The sequence below is a fragment of the Acinetobacter sp. 228 genome, from assembly GCF_048147885.1.
Genome location: NZ_JAYWYV010000007.1, coordinates 76984 through 98114, shown reverse-complemented (window position 1 = coordinate 98114; position 21131 = coordinate 76984). Strand labels below are relative to the sequence as shown.

The following is a 21131-nucleotide window of genomic DNA, read 5'->3' as shown; positions in this document are numbered from 1 at the left end:
CTAGTCAGAAGTGATTGATTGCTAGAGAGATTGAATTTCAATATCTATTTTTAATCCTGTATTTTTTAAAAAGAGCTTGTTTTATCCAGCTTGGAAACTTTTAATTGGTGTCCGTTGGACAAACAATAAAAATCTTTAAAAAAGGTCATGACTGATATTTTATTTTGGAAATGTCTGCATATTGAGTCAGTAATTTAGATTTACAGTGCAGCGTTAGACAATCTATTCAGCTTGATTTGCTTAAGCTGTCTTGTTCAGTAGCGTTCTAATTACTGAATATCGGTTTGGTTATAATAATATTTATTATTCAGATAAATATAAAAAGCTTCAAACAGATTTAAATTGAATGATTCTGAATCTGTTTGAAGCAGGATATCTAGGTCAAAGACCTAGTCTTCATTTTTTGAAGCCTTATAGGAATAAGCATAATTATAACCATAGCCATAACCTGCACTGGAGCGCTGGATATCGTTCAAGATCACACCATTCACCTTAACTCCAGCCTGTTCAAAGCGATTGACTGTTAATTCCAGCTCTTTCATCTGAGTTTGTGCATAACGTGCAATCAATAAATTTACACCTGCATATTGCGAGATGATAATCCCGTCAGTCACTGCAAGAATAGGTGAGGTATCAATCAGGATATGATCATATTGACTGGATAACTGAGTCAGCATTTCCCCAAATAATGGAGTACTGAGTAACTCGGACGGATTCACCGGGCTTTTACCCCGAGTCAATAGATCTAATCCTGGAATATCTGTGGCTTTGATCACTTCATTTAAAGTAGCCTGTTTATTTAAATACTCGGCTAAACCAGGCTGATGATTTTGATTAAAGTATTTATGAATATAACCGCGACGTAAGTCTGCATCAATCAAAAGCACACGTTTCTGGCTTTGTGCCAAAATTGCAGCCAGGTTGGTCGAGATAAAAGATTTACCCACTTCTGGTGCAGGCCCAGAAATCATCACAATATTGTTCCGTGCATTGCTTAAGGCAAAGTGAATGGCAGTACGCATACTACGCAAACTCTCAATCGCAATATCATCACTGTTTTTAACCGCCAGGATAGGAATATATTTTTTCTTCTTGGCCAGCTTGATATAGCCATTTTGTGCAGGCGAGCGAGGAACCGTCGCATATACCGGCAAATCTAGTTCATTTTCAATTTGGCTGGAATCTTTAATGCCCGAACGTAGCATGTTGCGTAGCAGTGCCAGCAAGGTTCCCAGGAAACCGCCCAAGAAGATGGATAAAATCAGGATTTGCAGTTTTTTCGGTTTGATTGGTTCTAATGGTTCAACAGCAGTATCGACTACACGTACATTACCAATTTCACCGGCTTTGGCAATTCGTAGCTGTTGATAAGAGTTTAACAGGGCAGTATAGAGCTGCTGTTTCACTTCAACTTCACGGAAGAGTTGCAAGTATCGGCGTTGCAGATCGGGTAACTGCTTTAAAGTACCTTCCAGCTGGTTAATTCTTTTGTTGATGGCAGCCAGTTGTGCATTCATCTGCTGCATCACCGGATGTTCATTGGTGTATTTGGCAGAAGCTTCAGCGACTTGCTGTTCGAGCTGTGCTTTCTGGGTTTCCAGGCTAATACTTTGGGTCAGATACAGTTCTGACTCTTTGGTGACATCGACCGTATTGAATTGCTGACGGAAAGTATTGAATTCTCGCTCAGCTACATCCAGTTGCTGGCGCAATTCAGGTAACTGTTCATCCAGAAACTTAAGTGTTTGGGCCGTTTCTGCAGAACGACGTTCAATATTTTGCTGGCTATAGGCAGCCAGGATGGCATTGAGAACCTCAGTAATATGCTGTTTATCCGTGCCCTGATAATTCAGACCTAATACACCAGTCATTTTGCCTTTTTCTGCAACCGAGTAATTGGCGAGAATTGATTTGACTGCAGCGGGGAGGGATTGCTTTTGAACAAGATAAGGTGCCTTAAACTGGTCCTGGCTATAAATGGCAACTTTCCACTCACCATGTTCGGACTGTAATTGACTGCGCTGGTTTAATGGCGCAGAGAATACCACCTGTTCTGTGGCCGGATCAGTTAAAGTGTATTTACCCGGCTGAAAGTCTAGACGTAAATTTTTGTCATGAAAATAAGCCGGTACTTCAAACTGACGGATATCAAAGGATTTACCATTGTCCTTAAACAAAACAGATGTTTTGCTGTATTCGGTCTGATAGTCATGCGGTGATAGTAAACGGTCGGTAAAGCTGTTTTCAGTGCCAGCGATGCGTAGATCGAGGTTTAAGGCTTTAATGGCCGAACCCAGCACCAGACGCGATTTCAGGAGTTCTATTTCTGCCTGAGCCGGCTGCTTTTGCTCTATCATGTTGGATAGATCACCCAATAAGGCAGCAGAAGCCCCTTTATTCTCTTCGACCTGTACCAGTGCATCGACTGAATAGGTGTCCGGGGTGACTCTTAAATACAGCAATGCGCAGATCACGCTTAAGATGACACACAGCGCAATCAGCTTCCACTGGGCAATGAGTGAAAAAAATAATTCTTTTAAGTCTATCGTATCTTCAGTATTGCTATTTTGGCTCATAATCTTGATTTCAAATTTAAATATATTTTTTCCAGTCAGCAATACAGCTCTGTATTAACTGGCAGGTATCATCAAATACAGCTTGGTCATGCTGATAAGGGTCAGCGATATTCTTGGCTTGCCAGTGCCCCAAACGGAAGGTTTTACCTTTGGCAAAAGGCCAGGTCTGTTCAATATGTTTTTGTTGGTTTTGACTCATCACCAGAACCAGATCAGCCTGTTTAATCATCTCGGCATTCAGCTTTCGAGCGACATGCGGGCTCATATCAATGCCCAAACTTTGCATGCACAGACTGGCTTTTTCATCTGCTGCATGTCCTACCATGCCCGCAATACCCGCAGATTCAATCTTTAAATGCGGATACTGTTGTTTTAAAAAGTATTCGGCCATAGGACTACGGCAGATATTGCCAATACAGACCAGTAAAATATGTTTAATCTGCATTATTGCCCCAAGCGATCCAGGTTATAAAGTGCATTCGAGAATGGAATCACCTGGTTTACGACACGTTGCCAGCGTGCCAGACCTGAAGCATCGACATAGACAATGTCATTGCTGCGCATCTTGAACTGGTTGGCCAGACCGAAGTCGGCAATACTGCTCAGGTCCATCTGATAAACTTCAGTGTGCACAGCATTTGGCTGACTGCGCACGATATAAATCTTGCTGCGGCTGGCAGAGAGTGGATTTAGGCCCAAACTTTCACCTAATACATCACTTAAACTCATCCCCTGATCGCGCAGTGGCAAGGACTGGTTTTTGCCAGATTCACCCATGACATAGATTTTTTGATTTTCGCGATTGTTCACATATAAAGTGTCATTTGGCTGGATCAGCAAGTTATGCAGTGAAAAACCTGCTTTTTCCAGTTCTACGGTATTCAGGGTATAGGTCTGTCCCTGACGAACCAAGGTAATGGAAGCATTATTGCCCTGCTGTGCATTGACACCACCGGCCATGCCCAATGCCGTATAGACACTTACCGGCTGATCGCTTAAATAAAACTGACCGCCTTTGATGACATTGCCCTGAACGGAGTAGCGCTGACCCTGATAGGACAGAACCCGTACAATGACATCCGGAGTTTTTAAATAACGGGCCAACTGACTGCGCAACTCGCGGTTGACTTGGGTCAGGGATTTGCCCGCAGCCTTGTAGCGGCCAATAATTGGAAACTGGATATAACCCTGTGAGTCAATCTGATAACCGTTAGCCTGGGCAGACTGGTCACTGCTAATGGTGCTGCTTGGCGGGGTCATTTCCGGATAGGCCCATAAATAGATGGACAAGATATCGCCCGGACTCAGACTGTAGCTACGATGTGGGGTGCTAAACAAATGGGCGTAGTCTTGTTGAATATTTTGTACAGCAGGCTGAACGGCCAGCATAGAGTCTTGAGTGAGTTTGATCACATTGACTGAAGTGCCGAGTTCGGTTTGATAAACACCTTCTGCTGGTAGGTCATAAGTTTGCAGACCAGAGGTCACTGCACAGCCGGTCAAAGTGAGACCGCAAGTCAGTAAAAAAGCCAGTTGAATTTGTCGCACATGAAATCCCGTTTTTAATATTTAATTCGTTAAATCTGCGATATTCTACCTGAGAACTTTGATTTTATTATAACAAAATGTATCTGATTTTAATTGAACAGTGAACAAAGAGAATAAGGCCTGCCTGCCCATCCAAATCTTTTTCTAGAGCATTCCTGCATAAGCTTAGTTAAATATTTTCTTATTTTTTTTGTTTTTTGGTGTTAAATCACAACAGAATTTTCATGTTTTTCTGCTAGTATGCCTGCCGAAAGAAGGATGCCTATCATCATTAATGTGATATTTCAGCATTTTAAGTTATCAATATAAAGATTGAGATGAGGATATATAAGAGTTTTTTTGACTATTTAGAAATCATTTTACAGTGAAATTTTGTACTCAAACATACTCTTAATTAGTTATAGCATTTTCATGCACAAAGGCGAGTAATAGTGAAAAAGAAAGTATTGCTGGTATTTGGTACAAGACCAGAAGCAATCAAGATGGCACCATTGGCTTTGAAATTAAAACAGCAAGAGGATTGTTTTGAAACTAGAGTCTGTGTAACAGGTCAACATAGACAAATGCTCGATCAGGTACTTGAACTTTTTAATCTTAGCCCAGATTTTGATTTGAATCTGATGAAACCTGGCCAAACCTTATCTGATATTACTTCAGGCGTATTAAAAGGTTTAGAGCAGGTTTTTAAAAAAGAATGGATGCCTGATGTAGTACTGGTACATGGCGATACTGCAACGACTTTTGCCGCTTCTTTAGCTGCCTATTATCATAAAATTCCAGTAGGTCATGTAGAAGCAGGATTACGTACAGGTGATATTTACTCGCCATGGCCGGAAGAAGCCAATCGTAAGTTAACTGGTGCATTAACCACTTATCATTTTGCACCAACACAATCTTCCTATAATAATTTAATTAAAGAAAATATTAACCCTGAAAATATTACCATTACAGGTAACACGGTTATTGACGCGTTATTAACTGTAAAAGAAAAAGTTGAAAATGATCAAGAGATTATTTCTCAATTTGAACAGAAATTTGATTTCTTGGATCCTACTAAAAAACTGATTTTAGTCACAGGACATCGTCGTGAGAACTTTGGTCAAGGCTTTTTAAATATCTGTTCAGCTTTGGCTAACATTGCCAAGCAGCATCCTGAAGTTCAGATCGTATACCCTGTCCATTTAAACCCGAATGTACAAAAACCTGTGAATGAATTGCTCTCGGATATTTCTAATATCCATCTGATCGCACCTCAGGATTATTTGCCTTTTGTATACTTAATGAACCGCAGTTATTTGATTTTAACCGACTCTGGTGGGATTCAGGAAGAAGCACCTTCTTTGGGCAAGCCTGTATTGGTGATGCGAGATACTACAGAGCGTCCAGAAGCAGTGGATGCAGGTACAGTAAAACTTGTGGGAACAGATGCAACACTCATTCAACAGTCGGTCATCGAACTGTTAGAAAATCCAGATTTATACCAAACCATGGCAGCGGCGCATAATCCGTATGGTGATGGAACTACTAGTCAGAAAATAGCTATTTTTTTGAAAGAGAATGAATAATGAAATTATTAGTACTCGTACAGAATTACCCTAGTAATGAAAACCCTTATGCAATGTCCTATGTACATTCTAGAAATATAATATATGTTGAAAATAAATGTCAGGTGGATGTACTAAATTTTAGTACAAATGAGCAATATAATTATGAAGGTATTAATGTATTGCCTGAAGAAAATATTAATTTTGAAAATTATGATTTAATTATTTCACATGCCCCAAATTTAAAAAATCATTACAGAGCACTAAGAAAATTACACTCTAAAAAAATTGTTTTTGTATTTCATGGGCATGAAGTTCTTAGAGGAAATTTAGATTATCCTAAGCCTTATAGTTGGGTAAAACAAAGTTTTATTAAATCACAAATTCAGAATTGTTATCAAATTTTCAAATTAAAAATTTTAACGAGGTGGCTTAAGGGGAGGTTTTCAAAAAATAACAAATTGGGGATGATATTTGTTAGTGATTGGATGAGGGAAAAGTTTGTACAAAATATGGGTTTTTATCCAGAGGATTTCGTAAGGACAACAATTATACCCAATGCAGCAAATAGTGTATTTATTAACCAAAATTATAATCCCAAAAATGGTAATTTATTGGCCGATTGTGTGACGATAAGACCATTTGATGATTCCAAGTATGCATTGGATTTAGTGCTGGATATAGCTAAAGAAAATCCAAAAAAAACATTTCATATATATGGTAAGGGAGAATATTTTGAACATAATGAATGTCCCGAAAATGTAACGGTATTTCATAAATTTATTCTGCAAAAAGATATTGCAGAACTATTGAATAATTATAGTTGTGCGGTTATGCCAACTAGGTTTGATTCACAGGGTGTAATGATGTGCGAAATGGCAACGTTTGGTATCCCTGTAATTACAACAAATTTTACAGTATGCATAGAAATGTTAAAAGAATTTGAAAATGTTACATTCTTTGATTTAAATGATTTTTCTCAGAATATCGAGTTTATTAATAGGGGTAAAATTGCAAATAAGACAAAATTTAATTCCTATAGATTAGTTGATGAAGAGTTAAAATTTTTCCATGGATTATAAGTTTTTAATATTAGGAGTTATAGTTTGTTTTAGCTGTATTCAGTTAATCGAGGTGATGTCCTTTATTGCTCGAATTTCAGGGGTTAAGGAAAATAAAAGATCTTTGGCATATAGTCTTCAAAATGCAATTTTTATGCTAACACGGTTTTTTACCCTTGCATTAATGCCTTTGTTAGGTTTTTTGATAGATCAAGGAATTAATAAGCATCACTATTTAATTATGGTTTTATCGTCGTTACTGGGTGGTGCACTTTTAGCCTCAGTAGCTTATATGCTTAAAGAAAGTATCATTTACGTTTTTTCTAAAGTAATTAATAATATTTCAAATGGGAGTGGTGTCTTTAAAGAAATATTATTTGTCCCAATATATTTTTTTAAAGATAAAAATATAAATGAAAAGATTAAAGTTAAGTATTATAAAGATATATTTTTAAGTTCTGCAATAGTATTTAGTATATATAGTCTTTCCGTTTTTATGGTTTTCTATATTGCATTATTTTTTCCAGACTATAGAACTATGATTAGTCAACTTTCAGGTGTAACAAATGCTTTAGCAACTGTATTACTTACTTTTTTTATTGAGCCTAAAATATCTAGAACTATTGATAATAATATAGATACAAAATCTAGTATAGATATGCTTTTTTCATTAATTTTGGGAAGGATATTTGGTGTATTCTTTATATCTGGATTAATAGTGCTTATAATTTTGTTGTTTGAGATTTTATAATGATAAGTATATTAAGTGTATATATTTTTGGCTGTATTGTAAGTTTATTCTTGTGTATTTTTGATAATAAGTCAAAAGTTGGATTTATTTTTTTATTTTTTTATTTTTTTATTTTTTCTATAGTTTCGAGATTTAGTGATTATGGAGTAGATTTTCTAGTTTATCGTGATTCTTTATATATTCCAATATCAATTATGATTGATAATTTTTACTATGTTAAAGAGTTTTTATATTGGTTTTTTTCGAGATCAATATTTGTTTTAACAAGTAGTGAAGCCTTTACTTTTATAATTATTGATATGTTGTTTTTATCTTTTTTAGCTTACATTTTATATAAAAAAAATGTGAGTTTGTTATTTGGCTTTCTGTTTTTATTGTTTTTTTGTTCAATTTTAGGTTTTTTAAATGTTTATAGGCAGTTTTTAGCTACAATTTTAATTTTTTGTTTTTCATGCTTGTTGATAGAAACCGGATATATTAAAAGATCTTTTGTTTTTTTACTTTCGCTATTTCTTCATAATGTTGCTATTTTATTTTTTCCATTAATATTTTTAGGTTCGAAGAAGAATAAGGTTAATACTCTATATTTTATTTTTTCATCTTTAGTTGTTATGGCTTTAACAATTTTATTCTCAGATACTAAATCTCAAACTGATTCTGCAGGAGTTTTTGGTTCTAATATATTTTTATTTATTTTGTTTGTTTTATTTTTGATTATACTGTTGTTAGATAAATTTAGGATTAGTCAAAAAAATATTAACAAATATATTGTTTGTATTTATGTATTGATTCTATCGCTTGTTTCTAGTGTCCTTATGGGCGAGGCCCAAGTAAAAAGAATAGCAATGATAGGTTTAATTTTCTATTTATATTATATATATATGTCTATTGATTCTACTTTTTTAAAGTATGAAAGAATATTTTTAAAGTTAATTTTGGTATTTTTTGTTCTGTTTCCTTTTTTTATATCAAGTTCTTTAAGAAGCTTTTTGTTATTATAGTTGAGTAGTTGAGCAAAGTTTATGAATAAAAGTATTTGTGTGGTTGGGCTTGGGTATGTAGGATTATCTAATGCAATTTTACTCTCTCAAAGAAATAATGTTATTGCAATAGATACGGATAAGCATCGTATAGATCTTATCAATCAAAAAAAATCTCCCATTCAAGATGTTGAAATTAATTCTTACTTGAAAGACCATAATTTAAATCTTACAGCTACTGCAGATTGGAAAACTGCTTATCAACAGTCAGATATAATTGTTATTGCTACACCTACAGATTATGACGAAGAAAAGAATTATTTTAATACATCATCTGTAGAGTCTGTGATTGAAAATATTCTTACTGTTAATAACACAGCACTAATAGTGATTAAATCAACTATTCCAGTAGGTTTTGTTGATAAGGCGAGAGAAAAATTTGATACAGAGAATTTGATTTTCTCTCCTGAGTTTTTAAGAGAGGGGAAAGCTTTATATGATAATTTGTATCCATCGAGAATTATTGTAGGTGAAAAATCAGAGAGAGCTCGTGAATTTGCTAATTTATTAGTAGAAGGTGCCCTAAAAAAAGATGTAGAAATTCTTTTAACAAATTCAAATGAAGCTGAAGCGATTAAACTCTTTGCAAATACCTATTTAGCATTGAGAGTATCTTTTTTTAATGAATTGGATACATATGCAGAATTGAAAAATCTTGATACTAAACAAATTATTGAAGGTATTAGCTTAGATCCACGTATTGGTAATTATTATAATAATCCTTCTTTTGGATATGGAGGTTATTGTTTGCCTAAAGATACAAAGCAGTTATTAGCCAATTATAAAGATATTCCTAATGATATTATTACAGCTGTAGTTAATTCAAATAATACTAGGAAAAAATTCATAGTTGATCAGATTTTATCTGGAAAGCCTAAGACAGTAGGTATATATAGACTTATAATGAAACATGGATCAGACAATTTTAGATATTCTGCGATTCATAGTATTATTTCCTCATTGCAAAAAAACGGTGTTAAAGTGGTTATTTATGAACCGACTTTAAGCTTAGATATATTTAATGAATGTCCTGTTGAACATAATCTTATAGCTTTTAAAAAATCATCTGATTTAGTTTTATGTAATCGTATGGATGATGATCTGCTTGATATTGTAGATAAAGTTTATACTCGTGATCTTTTTAATATCAACTGAGAGAAATCATGAAAATTCTTTATTTCCATCAATATTTTAACACACCAGAAATGTCAGGTGGCACTCGTTCGTATGAAATGGCTCGTCGCTTAGTTGCTGCTGGCCATGAAATCCATATGATTACTTCTTGGGTTAAAGAAACGGATCAAACCGATTGGTATGTGACGAATGAAGCAGGAATTCATGTCCATTGGTTTCCAAACTATTATAATAATAAAATGTCTTATATAGATCGCATTAAAGCATTTTTTAGATTTGCTTTTCATGCGGCTAAAAAGGGAAAAACTTTTAAAGATGCTGATGTGGTTTTTGCAACAAGTACGCCTTTAACTATTGCTTTACCTGCGGTCTCTACGGCTAAAAAGTTAAAAGTACCCATGGTATTTGAAGTCAGAGATTTATGGCCAGAACTTCCTATCGCTATGGGGGCTCTTAATAACCCCCTTGCACAAAAGTTAGCGCATGGTTTAGAGCGTTGGTCATATAACAATTCAAAAGCGATCGTTGCTCTTTCTCCTGGTATGAAAGAGGGTATTGTCAAAACTGGCTACCCTAAACAGCAAGTGGCTGTAATTCCAAATAGCTCTGATTTGGAATTATTTAATATCGAAAATGAAAAGATTACGCAATTTAGAGAATCTTTGACTTGGTTGCAAAATCGTCCGCTCATTGTATATACGGGCACTTTTGGTCATATTAATGGCGTTGGCTACCTTGTAGAGTTGGCTGCGAAGTTAAAGGATATTAATCCTGAAATTCGCATCTTATTGGTGGGTGATGGTATTGAATTTGACCAAGTAACTTCATTTGCTCAAGAGCAAGGTGTACTAAACAATAACCTGTTTATGATGAAACAAGTACCTAAAAAAGATATTCCAGTTATATTGAATGCTGCAACCTTATGTACAGCTTTATTCATTGATAAACCTGAAATGCGGGCAAACTCAGCAAATAAATTCTTTGATGCACTTGCTGCTGGAAAACCAATTATGATCAATTATGGTGGGTGGATGGTTGATTTAATTGAAAAAAATAACTGTGGTTTAGTGACGTGGAATCTAGATATCGAATCTGCTGCTCAAAAGGTTGCTAGTTTTATAGCTGACTCAGAATCTTATGAAATTTCTGCAGCTAATGCTAAAAGACTGGCAAATACTCAATTTCATCGAGATGTGCTTGCAGAGCAATTAAACCAGGTTTTAATGAATACTGTTAACACAAGTAATATCACACCAGATTCAATTACTCAGAAATATTATGATTAAACGCTTACTTGATATTATCATTGCCTCCATTGCCCTGATCCTGCTTTCACCACTTTATGCCTTTGTCGCTTACAAAGTACGAAAAAATCTGGGCTCGCCTGTACTATTTCGTCAAGTACGTCCCGGTTTACATGGCAAGCCTTTTGAAATGATCAAGTTCCGAACTATGAAAGATGCTGTGGATGAACAGGGCAATCCACTTCCAGACAGTGAACGCTTAACGCCTTTTGGACAAATGCTGCGTTCTACCAGTCTGGATGAAATGCCGGAACTGTGGAACGTGATTAAAGGCGATATGAGTATTGTCGGCCCACGCCCACTGTTGATGGAATACCTGCCGCTTTACAGCCCTGAACAGGCCAAACGTCATGATGTTCGTCCGGGTATGACAGGTCATGCACAAGTGAATGGCCGCAATGCAATTGGCTGGGAAGAAAAATTCAAGCTGGATACCTGGTATGTGGAAAATCAGTCGATTTGGCTCGACTTTAAAATCATGTTTAAAACGGTACATAAAGTTTTAGCAAAAGATGATATCAGTGCCGAAGGCGAAGCCACTATGACACGCTTTACTGGCTCACAAAACAAGGATGAAACATGATGACAGCTTTATATATTGGTATTTATGGTGCAAGTGGTTTTGGTAAAGAAGTTATGCCATTGGTTCGCCAGCAATTTCCAACCTTAGCCAAAGATAGCTTTGTTTTTATCGATGATGGCCAAGCCGGCAATAGTTTAAATGACTATGCTGTTTTAAGTTATCAGGATTTTCTTGCTAAACCGAATACACATAAGGCTGTAACGATTGCTATAGCAAACAGCCAAGTTCGTGAAAAACTGGTCCAGCGTTTAACTGAAGACCAGATTCAGCATTTAGATGTTCAGGCCAGTAATACCGTTATTCTAGATGAAGTGCATATGGGTGAAGGAAGCTTACTTTGTCCTTTCACTTGTCTGACATCCAATATTAAAATTGGAAAATTCTTTCATGCCAATATTTATAGCTATGTTGCTCATGACTGTGTGATTGGCGATTACGTCACCTTTGCTCCCGGGGTGAAATGCAATGGCAATATCCATATCGAAGATCATGCCTATATTGGTACAGGTGCTGTGATTAAACAGGGTACACCTGACAAGCCTTTAGTGATTGGTAAGGGGGCTGTGGTTGGTATGGGGGCTGTGGTCACCAAGAGCGTTCCACCGGGTGTGACCGTAGTCGGCAATCCGGCACGGATCTTAGAGAAAAAATAAGTTTTTAAATTTTAAAAATTCAGGACACATCATGTTAAACACTGCATTTGAACCATGGCCAAGTTTTACTCAGGAAGAAGCGGATGCGGTTTCCCAGGTTTTGTTGTCGAATAAAGTCAACTACTGGACCGGACAGGAATGCCGCGAGTTCGAAAAAGAATTTGCCCAGTTCGCAGAAACCCAATATGCAGTGGCTTTGGCCAATGGAACGGTCGCGCTGGATGTCGCGCTTAAAGCATTAGGCATTGGTGCAGGCGATGACGTAATTGTGACTTCACGTACTTTCCTTGCATCTGCCAGTTCCATTGTCACCGCTGGTGCCAATCCAGTCTTTGCCGATGTTGAACTGGATTCCCAAAATATTTCCCGCCGTACCATTGAAGCGGTGATCACACCCAATACCAAGGCCATCATCTGTGTGCATCTGGCAGGCTGGATGTGCGACATGGACCCGATCATGCAGCTGGCTACCGATAAAGGCCTGTATGTAATCGAAGACTGTGCACAGGCGCATGGCGCGAAATATAAAGGTAAATCTGCCGGTTCAATCGGTCATGTTGCGGCCTGGTCCTTCTGTCAGGACAAGATTATGACGACAGGCGGTGAAGGCGGCATGGTCACCACCAATGACGAAACCCTGTGGAAAAAGATGTGGTCCTATAAAGATCATGGCAAAAACTTTGACAGCATCTACAACAAGCAGCATCCACCGGGTTTCCGCTGGCTGCATGACTCCTTTGGCACCAACTGGCGCATGATGGAAATGCAGGGTGTGATCGGCCGTATTCAGCTGAAAAAAATGCCGGAATGGACGGCAAAACGCCTTGCCAATATGGAAAAGATTTATGCGGCATTTGCAGACAGTCCATATTTTAGCGTCCATCGTCCATCAGGTGATTATATGCACGCTGCCTATAAATGTTATGTGCAGGTCAATATCGATGCTTTGCCTGAAGGGTGGTCACGTGACCGGATTATGCAGGAAATCAGTGCGCAGAATGTGCCTTGTTTCAGTGGCTCCTGTTCAGAGGTCTATCTGGAACATGCATTTGATGGCACGCCATGGCGTCCAGCACAGCGTTTGAAAAATGCGCAGCAATTGGGTAAAACCAGTCTGATGTTTTTGGTTCATCCTACTTTAAGCGATGAAAGTATTAACAAAACAGTCACCGCAATTCAACAAGTTATTAATAGAATAGTTGCTTAAACTTTAAGAATATAAGTGCACCGTGTTCGGTGCATTTAACTTATATAGAATATGTTTTTAAGTTACTCATCGCATTGTGACTTATTAAAAATTTATTAGAATTGAGACAACGCATCCAGTGAAATCGATCATTACGCCTTTCGTAGAATCACCACGAGCCGCCAAACTTGCATTTTTAATTATTCTAGATTTTTGTGCTTTTCCTGTCTTGATCTGGCTGTGTTATGCCATTCGCCGTTTTGATTTAGGTGCAGAAGTGGTACCGGATCTGGCTTTTGGTGCAGTTTGGGTCAGTGTAATTGCAGTCGTGTCCCTATTCGTGTGTGGGGTCTATCGCTTTATTGTCCGTACGTATAATGAAGTGTTTATGATCAAGATGGGACTGGCGACAGCATTGACTGTCGCTGGTCTTTATGCCCTGGCCTATTTTACCCCGGCCTTTATTCCGACCTCTATTCCACTCATGTTTGGCTTTATGATGTTTGCCTGGATCTGGTTTAGCCGGGGCATCATCCGTTTTATTATACGTTCCTATTTGCAGGCCGACGTACAGAAAAAACGCATTGCGATTTATGGCGCGGGTAATGCAGGCCAACAGGTCGCTGCTGCACTGTATCGCTCCAATGAGCATTTACCCGTCATGTTTATTGATGACAAACGCTCCTTGACCGGACAGCAGCTGGGTCGACTTAAAGTCTATGATGCCCAGACTGCCTTAAAACTCATGCGCAAGCAAAAAATTGATGAAATCCTGATTGCCTTGCCTTCAGTAGGGCGGGTCCGTAAAAGTGAAATCATCAAGTTTTTAGAACCGGCACATTTAAAAATTACCGAGATTCCGGGGCTGACCAAACTGGTGGATGGTGAAATCCGAATTTCTGATATTCAAGAAGTGGATATTATCGATTTGCTGGGGCGTGATCCGGTGCCGCCAGTGCCGGAGCTGCTGGCCAGAAACATTAAAGATAAAGTGGTGATGGTCACCGGTGCGGGTGGTTCGATTGGTTCAGAACTCTGCCGCCAGATCATTAAAAACCAGCCGGCCAAACTGGTTATTTATGAACTGACTGAATTCGCGCTGTATAGTATTGAAAAAGAGTTACGCCTTAGCGCTAGCTGTGAAATTATTCCGATTCTGGGCTCTGTACTGGATGAATCCAAGCTGGAACGGGTAATTGAACAATATGGTGTACAGACTGTTTACCATGCTGCCGCCTATAAACATGTCCCGCTAGTGGAGTGTAATCCTTTAGCAGGGCTGAAAAACAATGCCGTCGGAACCGCCTTTAGTGTGAATGCAGCAGTAAAAAAAGGCGTCGAAACCTTTGTGTTAATTTCAACTGATAAGGCGGTACGTCCCACCAATGTGATGGGAGCGACCAAGCGTATGGCAGAGCTGTATTGTCAGGCCATGGCAGAAGCCCAGAACCAGACCCAGATCAGTATTGTGCGTTTTGGTAATGTACTCGGTTCTTCGGGTTCGGTGGTGCCGCTGTTTAAACAGCAGATTGCCAAGGGTGGACCGATTACCGTGACTCATCCGGAAGTGACCCGGTTCTTTATGACCATTCCGGAAGCTTCGCAACTGGTGATTCAGGCCGGTGCTTTGGGTACCGGTGGAGACGTATTCCTGCTGGATATGGGCGAACCGGTACGGATTCAGGATCTGGCACGACAAATGGTTGCGCTGAGCGGACTCAAGGTTCGTGAAGAACAAACTCCAGATGGTGATATTGAAATTCAATATAGCGGATTACGTCCGGGCGAGAAGCTGTATGAAGAGCTGTTGATTGATGAAGAAAATACGGAAATTACCGCGCATACGCGTATTCTGCGTTCTGTCGAAAAACATTATCCATTGGCAGAAATTCTGGCAGTATTTAACCGTATACATGAACTTACCGCGACTCAGGCCGATGTTGAATGGGCACTGGCACAACTGGAACATTATGTCGACGGTTATGTACGCGGTAACGAAATTAAAGTGAACTAGGTTTTTATAGATATGATCAAAAAAGCAATTCTCCCTGTGGCGGGTCTAGGTACGCGTTTCTTACCTGCCAGCAAATCCATTCCGAAAGAGATGGTGACTGTCGTGGATCGCCCTGCGATTGAATATGTGGTCCGTGAAGCAGTTGCTGCTGGAATTGAGCAGATTATTCTGGTGACCCACTCTTCCAAGGCTTCGATTGAAAACTATTTTGACCGTAACTTTGAGCTTGAAACTACTCTTGAGCAAAAAAACAAAACTGACCTGCTGAAAGAAATTACTGAGATTCTGCCTGCAGGCGTGAGTGTGATTAGTGTACGCCAGCCACAGCCTCTGGGTCTGGGCCATGCAGTATTGTGTGCCAAAGCAGTGATTGGCGATGATGATTTTGCGGTGTTATTACCGGATGTACTGGTGAAAGATCAGGATCCGGAAAATGACCTGGCACGTATGATTCAGCGTTATGAAGAATCTAAAGCGTCACAAATCATGGTGGAAGCGGTACCTGAACATCTGGTCGACCAGTATGGCATTGTTGATGTTGCAGCATCACCTGAGGAAGGGGAAAGTATCGTCATGCAAGGAATCGTCGAGAAACCGGCCGTCGGTACTGCACCTTCAAATCTGTCTGTGGTCGGACGTTATATTCTGCCGGCCAAAATCATGCAGCTTTTGGAACAGACCCCACGCGGGGCAGGTAATGAAATCCAGCTCACTGATGCGATTGCCATGCTGCAGCAAACCGAAGCCGTAGAAGCCTATCGCATGAAAGGTCAGACCTTCGACTGTGGCAGCAAGTTGGGTTATCTAAAGGCTGTTTTACATTATGGCATCGATCATCCTAAACTCGGTAGCGAGTTTAAAGCATTGATTCAGGAACTTGCTTTATAAGAAAGGAATATTATGAAAGTCGCAGTATTGGGAAAAACCTTATTTTCCGGAGTCATGTCAGCTCTTTTATCTGAGTGTGGTCACCAGGTGGTCTGGTGTAACAGCTTCAATGCAGATGAGTCGGCCCGGCCCTATTTCCAGGATGAATCTCTACAACAATTACTGCAAAAACAGGAAAAATCTGGCTTTTTAAACTGTTGCGATTTTCAGCATCTAGATTTTAATCAGGATGTTTTTTTCTTTAGTTTTAATGCGACTGAAGAACAGCAGGCATTTCAGATGCTGGACACCATCCGGCATGCCTGTTTTGCCCATCCCAAACTAATGATTAATGCTTCGACCTTTGGCTTGCATGGCACCCAGCGCTTTCAGCAGTTGCTGCCGAATGATGACTGGATTTATCTGCCAGATATTATTCAGGAAGGGAATGCACTGCGTAGCTTTACTCAGGCCACCCAGCTGATTGTGGGCTGTGATCATGCAGATATCCAGCCTAAAATCAAAGAACTCTTACGGCCTCTTTTTCCACGCGCACAGCAGTATCTATTTATGCCGGTTCTGGATGCCGAATTTACCAAGCTGAGTATTTCCGGCATGCTGGCCACCCGGATCAGTTATATGAATGATCTGGCCAGTGTGGCAGAAAAGCTTGGCATTGATATTGAACAGGTACGGCAAGGCATGGCTGCAGATAACCGGATTGGTTCTGCCTATCTGTTCCCCGGCGTTGGTTTTGGTGGAGAGAATTTCTCCCATGATATCCGGACGCTTACTCACGCCGTGGCAGATTCAGGGGTAAAAAACCAGCTGCTGGAACAGGTCTGGGACATTAACGAACAGCAAAAAGAATTATTGTTCCGTAAACTCTGGAACTATTTCCGTGGAGACTTGAAGGGTAAAGTCATTGCGATCTGGGGTGCAGCCTTTAAGGAAAATACCCCAAGTATCCAGCAGTCTCCGGTACATGCCATGTTGACCGCTTTGTGGGCGCAAGGCGTGACGGTCAAGCTACATGATCCTCAGGCAATCGCAAATATTGAAAAGGTCTATGGGCCACGGGAAGACCTGATCCTGTGTACAGACCAGTATCAGGCTGTGGAAGGGGCGCATGCCTTGTGTCTGATTACGGCATGGAAACAGTATGGCAGTCCGGATTATCCATATTTGATCAAGCTGATGCAGCATCCCCTGATTCTGGATGGGCGTAATCTGTATGATCCGACGTATGTCAAGACACGTGGTTTTAATTATATTGGGGTAGGACGTTAATGTTGAGCCATTTTAATCCAAATCTCGACACTGAAACTGTGTGTCAGAAACTCGCCTCGAATAAAGAACAGCTTCAGTCTGAGCATCTGCGGGAGCTGTTTGCTGCTGACCCGGAGCGCTTTAATCGATATTCTATCCAGTTTGAACAACTGCTGTTTGACTATAGCAAACACAGAATCAATAAAAATGTGCTGCAGGGCCTGATCGAATGGGCCGATGCACAGAATCTCAGATCCTGGATTGGCTCCCTATTTTCCAATCAAAAAATCAACTATACCGAGCAGCGTGCTGCCATGCACTGGGCACTGCGCCTACCCAAACAGGATCAACAGCATGCTGATCTGGCAGCGGATGTACATGCCCAGCTGGAACGGATGTATGCCCTGGTGGAACAGATTCATGCCGGACAGCGCCGCGGTGCTACCGGGGAAGTGATTCAGGATGTGGTCAATATTGGTGTTGGCGGATCGGATCTGGGTCCCTTGATGGTCACGCACGCTTTATCTGATTTTAAATACCAGTCTGCCCAGCCACTCAACGTACATTTTGTTTCGACCATGGATGGCAGTCAGCTGTCCGAGCTGTTACATCAGCTGCGTCCGGAAACGACACTGTTTATTATTTCTTCTAAATCCTTTGGCACTATTGATACTCTGACCAATGCACAAACAGTCCGTTTATGGCTGGAAAAGGCTTTAGGTCAGCATCCTTATATTCTTAAGCATCATTTTATTGGGGTATCGACCAAACCGGAAAAAATGACCGCGTGGGGTATCGCACCGGAAAACCAGTTATTGCTTTGGGACTGGGTCGGCGGGCGTTATTCACTCTGGTCCTGTATCGGACTGCCAATTGCCTTGAGTATCGGGATTGAAGGCTTCAAGCAGCTGCTGGCGGGTGCCTATGCCGTTGACCAGCATTTCCAGTACCAGCCTTTTGAGCGCAATATTCCGGTATTGATGGGATTATTAGGAGCCTGGAATACCAATTTTCTGGATATCCAGACCCATGCAATTCTACCTTATGATGGCCGACTGAAATATTTTGCCTCCTATCTGCAACAGCTGGAAATGGAATCCAACGGTAAGTCAATCCAGCGCAATGGGGAGAAAGTCCAGTTCGATACCTGTCCGATCATCTGGGGTGAGGTGGGGCCGAATGCCCAGCATGCCTTCTATCAGTTATTGCATCAGGGCACTCAGTCAGTCAGCTGTGATTTTATTGCGCCGGTAGAGCGTTATAACAGCCAGCAATATACCTATGTAGACAGTGCCGAAGCATTGGTAGAACAACATCATTTGGCCTTATCCAACTGTCTGGCGCAATCGCGCTTACTGGCTTTTGGTAATGAAGCCCTGGATCAGTCTGAATTGGCGAGCTTGCCAGCCTATAAACAGTATGAAGGTAATCAACCGAGCAGTACCCTGTTATTGCAGGAGCTCAATCCCTACAGTTTAGGCATGCTAATTGCACTCTATGAACATAAGGTATTTGTCCAGTCGGTGCTGTGGAATATCAATCCGTTTGACCAGTGGGGCGTGGAAAAGGGCAAGGAAATTGCCAACCAGTTACTGCCCATCCTGAATGGTGAGCAGGCTGACTTGAGTGGTCTGGATGGGTCTACCCAAGGCCTCATTAAGGTTCTATTAGGAAAGTAAAATGGCAAAAATTCTGGTCACAGGCGGGGCAGGCTATATTGGTTCACATACCTGTGTGGAATTGCTGAATGCCGGACATGAGGTCGTTGTACTGGATAATCTGTGTAATAGCTCAGCTGAATCCTTAAACCGTGTAGAAAAGCTAACCCAGAAAAGTCTGACCTTTGTGGAAGGTGATATTCGGAATAGCCAGTTACTCGATCAGGTCTTTCAGCAAAATTCGATTGATGCAGTGATTCATTTTGCCGGACTGAAAGCCGTTGGTGAGAGTCAGCAGATTCCTTTGGACTATTTTGACAACAATATTGCCGGTACCATCAGTCTGGTTCAGGCGATGCAGCGCGCACAGGTATTTAAACTGGTTTTCAGCTCTTCAGCCACGGTATATGGGGAAAATAATCCGTCTCCCTATCAGGAAGACATGCCCTTAAATATGCCGAATAATAATTATGGTTACACCAAGTTGGTTGTTGAGCAGATGTTAGAAAAAGCAGCGATTGCAGATGAACGTTGGTCCATTGCTTTGTTGCGTTATTTTAATCCGGTCGGTGCGCATAAAAGCGGCCAGATTGGTGAAGATCCATTGGGTATTCCCAATAACCTGATGCCTTTTGTGACGCAAGTGGCGGTAGGTCTGCGTGAAAAGCTGTGTATTTTCGGGAATGATTACGACACGGCTGATGGTACCTGTGAACGTGACTTTATTCATGTGGTGGATTTGGCGAAAGCACATGTTTTAGCCATTCAGAATCGTTTAAATCATCAAGGCTGCCGGGCCTGGAATATTGGTACGGGCCAACCGATATCGGTATTAACCCTGAAAGATACTTTTGAGAAAGTGAATCAGATCCAGATTCCATTTGAGTTTGCTGAACGACGTGCCGGTGATCTGGCAAGTTTCTATGCAGACAATGCGCGTGCAGTAAAAGAGTTGGGCTGGACACCCGAATATGGCTTGGAGGATATGCTCGCTGACAGCTGGAAATGGCAGAAGCAGAATCCCAAAGGATATGGATCATAGATATGAATTTTATTTATGGGGTTATTTGTCATCAACTTACCCATTCACTGGTTTTCCTGGTGAATGAGCTGCTGAAAAGTCCTCATAGTATTATTCTTATTCATGTCGATCAGAAAGCCGACCTTGCCCCATTTCATACTCAATTCGGACAGCATGATCAGGTATATTTTTTAGCAGACCGGACAGATGTACGATGGGGCAGCTATAGCCAAATTGAAGTCATGTTAAAACTCCTGCAGGAAGCGCAAAAATATGATTACGGCTATTTTTTCTTCCTGTCTGGAGATGACATTCCTTTATGTTCCAATACCGCAAGAGAATTATTTCTAGAAAAAGAATATCAGAAACAGACCGAGTTTGTGGGTCATGATGATTTAGCAGATGATGTGAAACAACGGGTTAATGTCCTGTATTTACCGATTATGTATCAGAAAGCTAAATCACCATTATTTCAGTTCCTGAACAGATGGGCATTATGGTATTGCCGGCACTTCCGTAAACAGGATATTTCTCATTTACCTAAACTATATAAAGGTTCAAACTGGATTACTCTCACCGATCAGGCGGTGACATTTATTCTGGATTATCTGGAAGCGAATCCGGATTATGCAAAAACCTTTAAATCTTCACTCTGTGCAGATGAAATCTTTTTCCATACCATTATTTATAATTCCCATTTTCAGCAACGCATCTATCATGTCCAGCATAGGATAGAGGATTGTGAAACAGGGCTAAGATATATTGACTGGGATTCCGGGCCGGATTATCCAAGAACTTTAGATGTGTCTGATTTTGATAAAATGAAGCAGTCAGGCATGCTGTTTGCGCGAAAAATGAATACAAATATCACAGTGGATATACTCAAAAAACATTTTCCATAAAAGCTTCAGGCCGGAAAAGT

General features: G+C 40.2%; 18 protein-coding genes. 15 read left to right on the top strand and 3 right to left on the bottom strand.

From position 1 onward, the window contains the following. Positions 1-389: 389 nt before the first annotated feature. Genes VXQ92_RS07660 through VXQ92_RS07650 form a run of 3 tightly spaced genes read right to left on the bottom strand, consistent with a single transcriptional unit; the run spans position 390 to position 4124 of the window. The gene (locus tag VXQ92_RS07660; RefSeq protein WP_416681010.1) at positions 390-2576 is read right to left on the bottom strand and encodes a polysaccharide biosynthesis tyrosine autokinase; all 2187 of its coding nucleotides are present in this window, start codon (positions 2574-2576) and stop codon (positions 390-392) included. 16 nt (positions 2577-2592) lie between these two features. Then, complete coding sequence (locus VXQ92_RS07655; protein WP_416681009.1) at positions 2593-3021, bottom strand: low molecular weight protein-tyrosine-phosphatase; 429 nt, start codon at positions 3019-3021, stop codon at positions 2593-2595. Beyond that, positions 3021-4124 (bottom strand): polysaccharide biosynthesis/export family protein, encoded by a 1104-nt coding sequence (locus tag VXQ92_RS07650; protein WP_416681008.1) that lies wholly within the window; start codon positions 4122-4124, stop codon positions 3021-3023. Before VXQ92_RS07650 ends, VXQ92_RS07655 begins: the two co-directional genes overlap by 1 nt. Before the next feature lie 431 nt (positions 4125-4555). On the opposite strand from VXQ92_RS07650, the gene wecB reads away from it, so the two are divergent. The 15 genes from wecB to VXQ92_RS07575 all read left to right on the top strand — a co-directional run bounded on the left by wecB (position 4556) and on the right by VXQ92_RS07575 (position 21111). Beyond that, positions 4556-5689 carry a non-hydrolyzing UDP-N-acetylglucosamine 2-epimerase gene (gene wecB, locus VXQ92_RS07645; RefSeq protein WP_416681007.1) on the top strand — a complete coding sequence of 378 codons (1134 nt, stop codon included), beginning with the start codon at positions 4556-4558 and terminating at the stop codon, positions 5687-5689. After that, entirely contained in the window at positions 5689-6750 is a 1062-nt protein-coding gene (locus tag VXQ92_RS07640) for a glycosyltransferase family 4 protein (protein WP_416681006.1), read from the top strand. The genes wecB and VXQ92_RS07640 overlap by 1 nt, the downstream gene beginning before the upstream one ends. Further along, positions 6740-7480, top strand: a complete 741-nt coding sequence (locus VXQ92_RS07635) for a lipid II flippase family protein (RefSeq protein ID WP_416681004.1) — start codon at positions 6740-6742, stop codon at positions 7478-7480. Before VXQ92_RS07640 ends, VXQ92_RS07635 begins: the two co-directional genes overlap by 11 nt. Beyond that, a complete protein-coding gene (locus tag VXQ92_RS07630; protein ID WP_416681003.1) occupies positions 7480-8481 on the top strand; it encodes an EpsG family protein in 1002 nt (333 codons plus the stop codon). The genes VXQ92_RS07635 and VXQ92_RS07630 overlap by 1 nt, the downstream gene beginning before the upstream one ends. 21 nt (positions 8482-8502) lie before the next feature. Continuing rightward, a complete protein-coding gene (locus VXQ92_RS07625) occupies positions 8503-9675 on the top strand; it encodes a nucleotide sugar dehydrogenase (RefSeq protein WP_416681002.1) in 1173 nt (390 codons plus the stop codon). Positions 9676-9683: 8 nt separating this feature from the next. Then, a complete protein-coding gene (locus VXQ92_RS07620) occupies positions 9684-10940 on the top strand; it encodes a glycosyltransferase family 4 protein (protein ID WP_416681001.1) in 1257 nt (418 codons plus the stop codon). Continuing rightward, on the top strand, positions 10933-11541 hold the full coding sequence (locus VXQ92_RS07615) for a sugar transferase (protein WP_416681000.1): 609 nt from the start codon (positions 10933-10935) through the stop codon (positions 11539-11541). Before VXQ92_RS07620 ends, VXQ92_RS07615 begins: the two co-directional genes overlap by 8 nt. Continuing rightward, the gene (locus VXQ92_RS07610; RefSeq protein ID WP_416681042.1) at positions 11541-12194 is read left to right on the top strand and encodes an acetyltransferase; all 654 of its coding nucleotides are present in this window, start codon (positions 11541-11543) and stop codon (positions 12192-12194) included. Before VXQ92_RS07615 ends, VXQ92_RS07610 begins: the two co-directional genes overlap by 1 nt. A gap of 31 nt (positions 12195-12225) precedes the next feature. Beyond that, positions 12226-13401: a DegT/DnrJ/EryC1/StrS family aminotransferase gene (locus VXQ92_RS07605; RefSeq protein ID WP_416680999.1), complete on the top strand. Its 1176-nt coding sequence runs from the start codon at positions 12226-12228 to the stop codon at positions 13399-13401. A gap of 118 nt (positions 13402-13519) precedes the next feature. Further along, positions 13520-15394 carry a polysaccharide biosynthesis protein gene (locus VXQ92_RS07600; protein ID WP_416680998.1) on the top strand — a complete coding sequence of 625 codons (1875 nt, stop codon included), beginning with the start codon at positions 13520-13522 and terminating at the stop codon, positions 15392-15394. Between the two features lie 12 nt (positions 15395-15406). Continuing rightward, on the top strand, positions 15407-16282 hold the full coding sequence (gene galU / locus VXQ92_RS07595; protein ID WP_416680997.1) for a UTP--glucose-1-phosphate uridylyltransferase GalU: 876 nt from the start codon (positions 15407-15409) through the stop codon (positions 16280-16282). Positions 16283-16294: 12 nt separating this feature from the next. Continuing rightward, positions 16295-17551, top strand: a complete 1257-nt coding sequence (locus VXQ92_RS07590; protein WP_416680996.1) for a nucleotide sugar dehydrogenase — start codon at positions 16295-16297, stop codon at positions 17549-17551. Then, complete coding sequence (gene pgi / locus VXQ92_RS07585; protein ID WP_144723873.1) at positions 17551-19209, top strand: glucose-6-phosphate isomerase; 1659 nt, start codon at positions 17551-17553, stop codon at positions 19207-19209. Before VXQ92_RS07590 ends, pgi begins: the two co-directional genes overlap by 1 nt. A 1-nt stretch (position 19210) precedes the next feature. After that, positions 19211-20230, top strand: coding sequence for a UDP-glucose 4-epimerase GalE (gene galE / locus VXQ92_RS07580; protein ID WP_416680994.1), 1020 nt, complete (start codon positions 19211-19213; stop codon positions 20228-20230). Between the two features lie 2 nt (positions 20231-20232). Next, positions 20233-21111: a beta-1,6-N-acetylglucosaminyltransferase gene (locus tag VXQ92_RS07575; RefSeq protein ID WP_416680993.1), complete on the top strand. Its 879-nt coding sequence runs from the start codon at positions 20233-20235 to the stop codon at positions 21109-21111. Positions 21112-21131 lie beyond the last annotated feature (20 nt).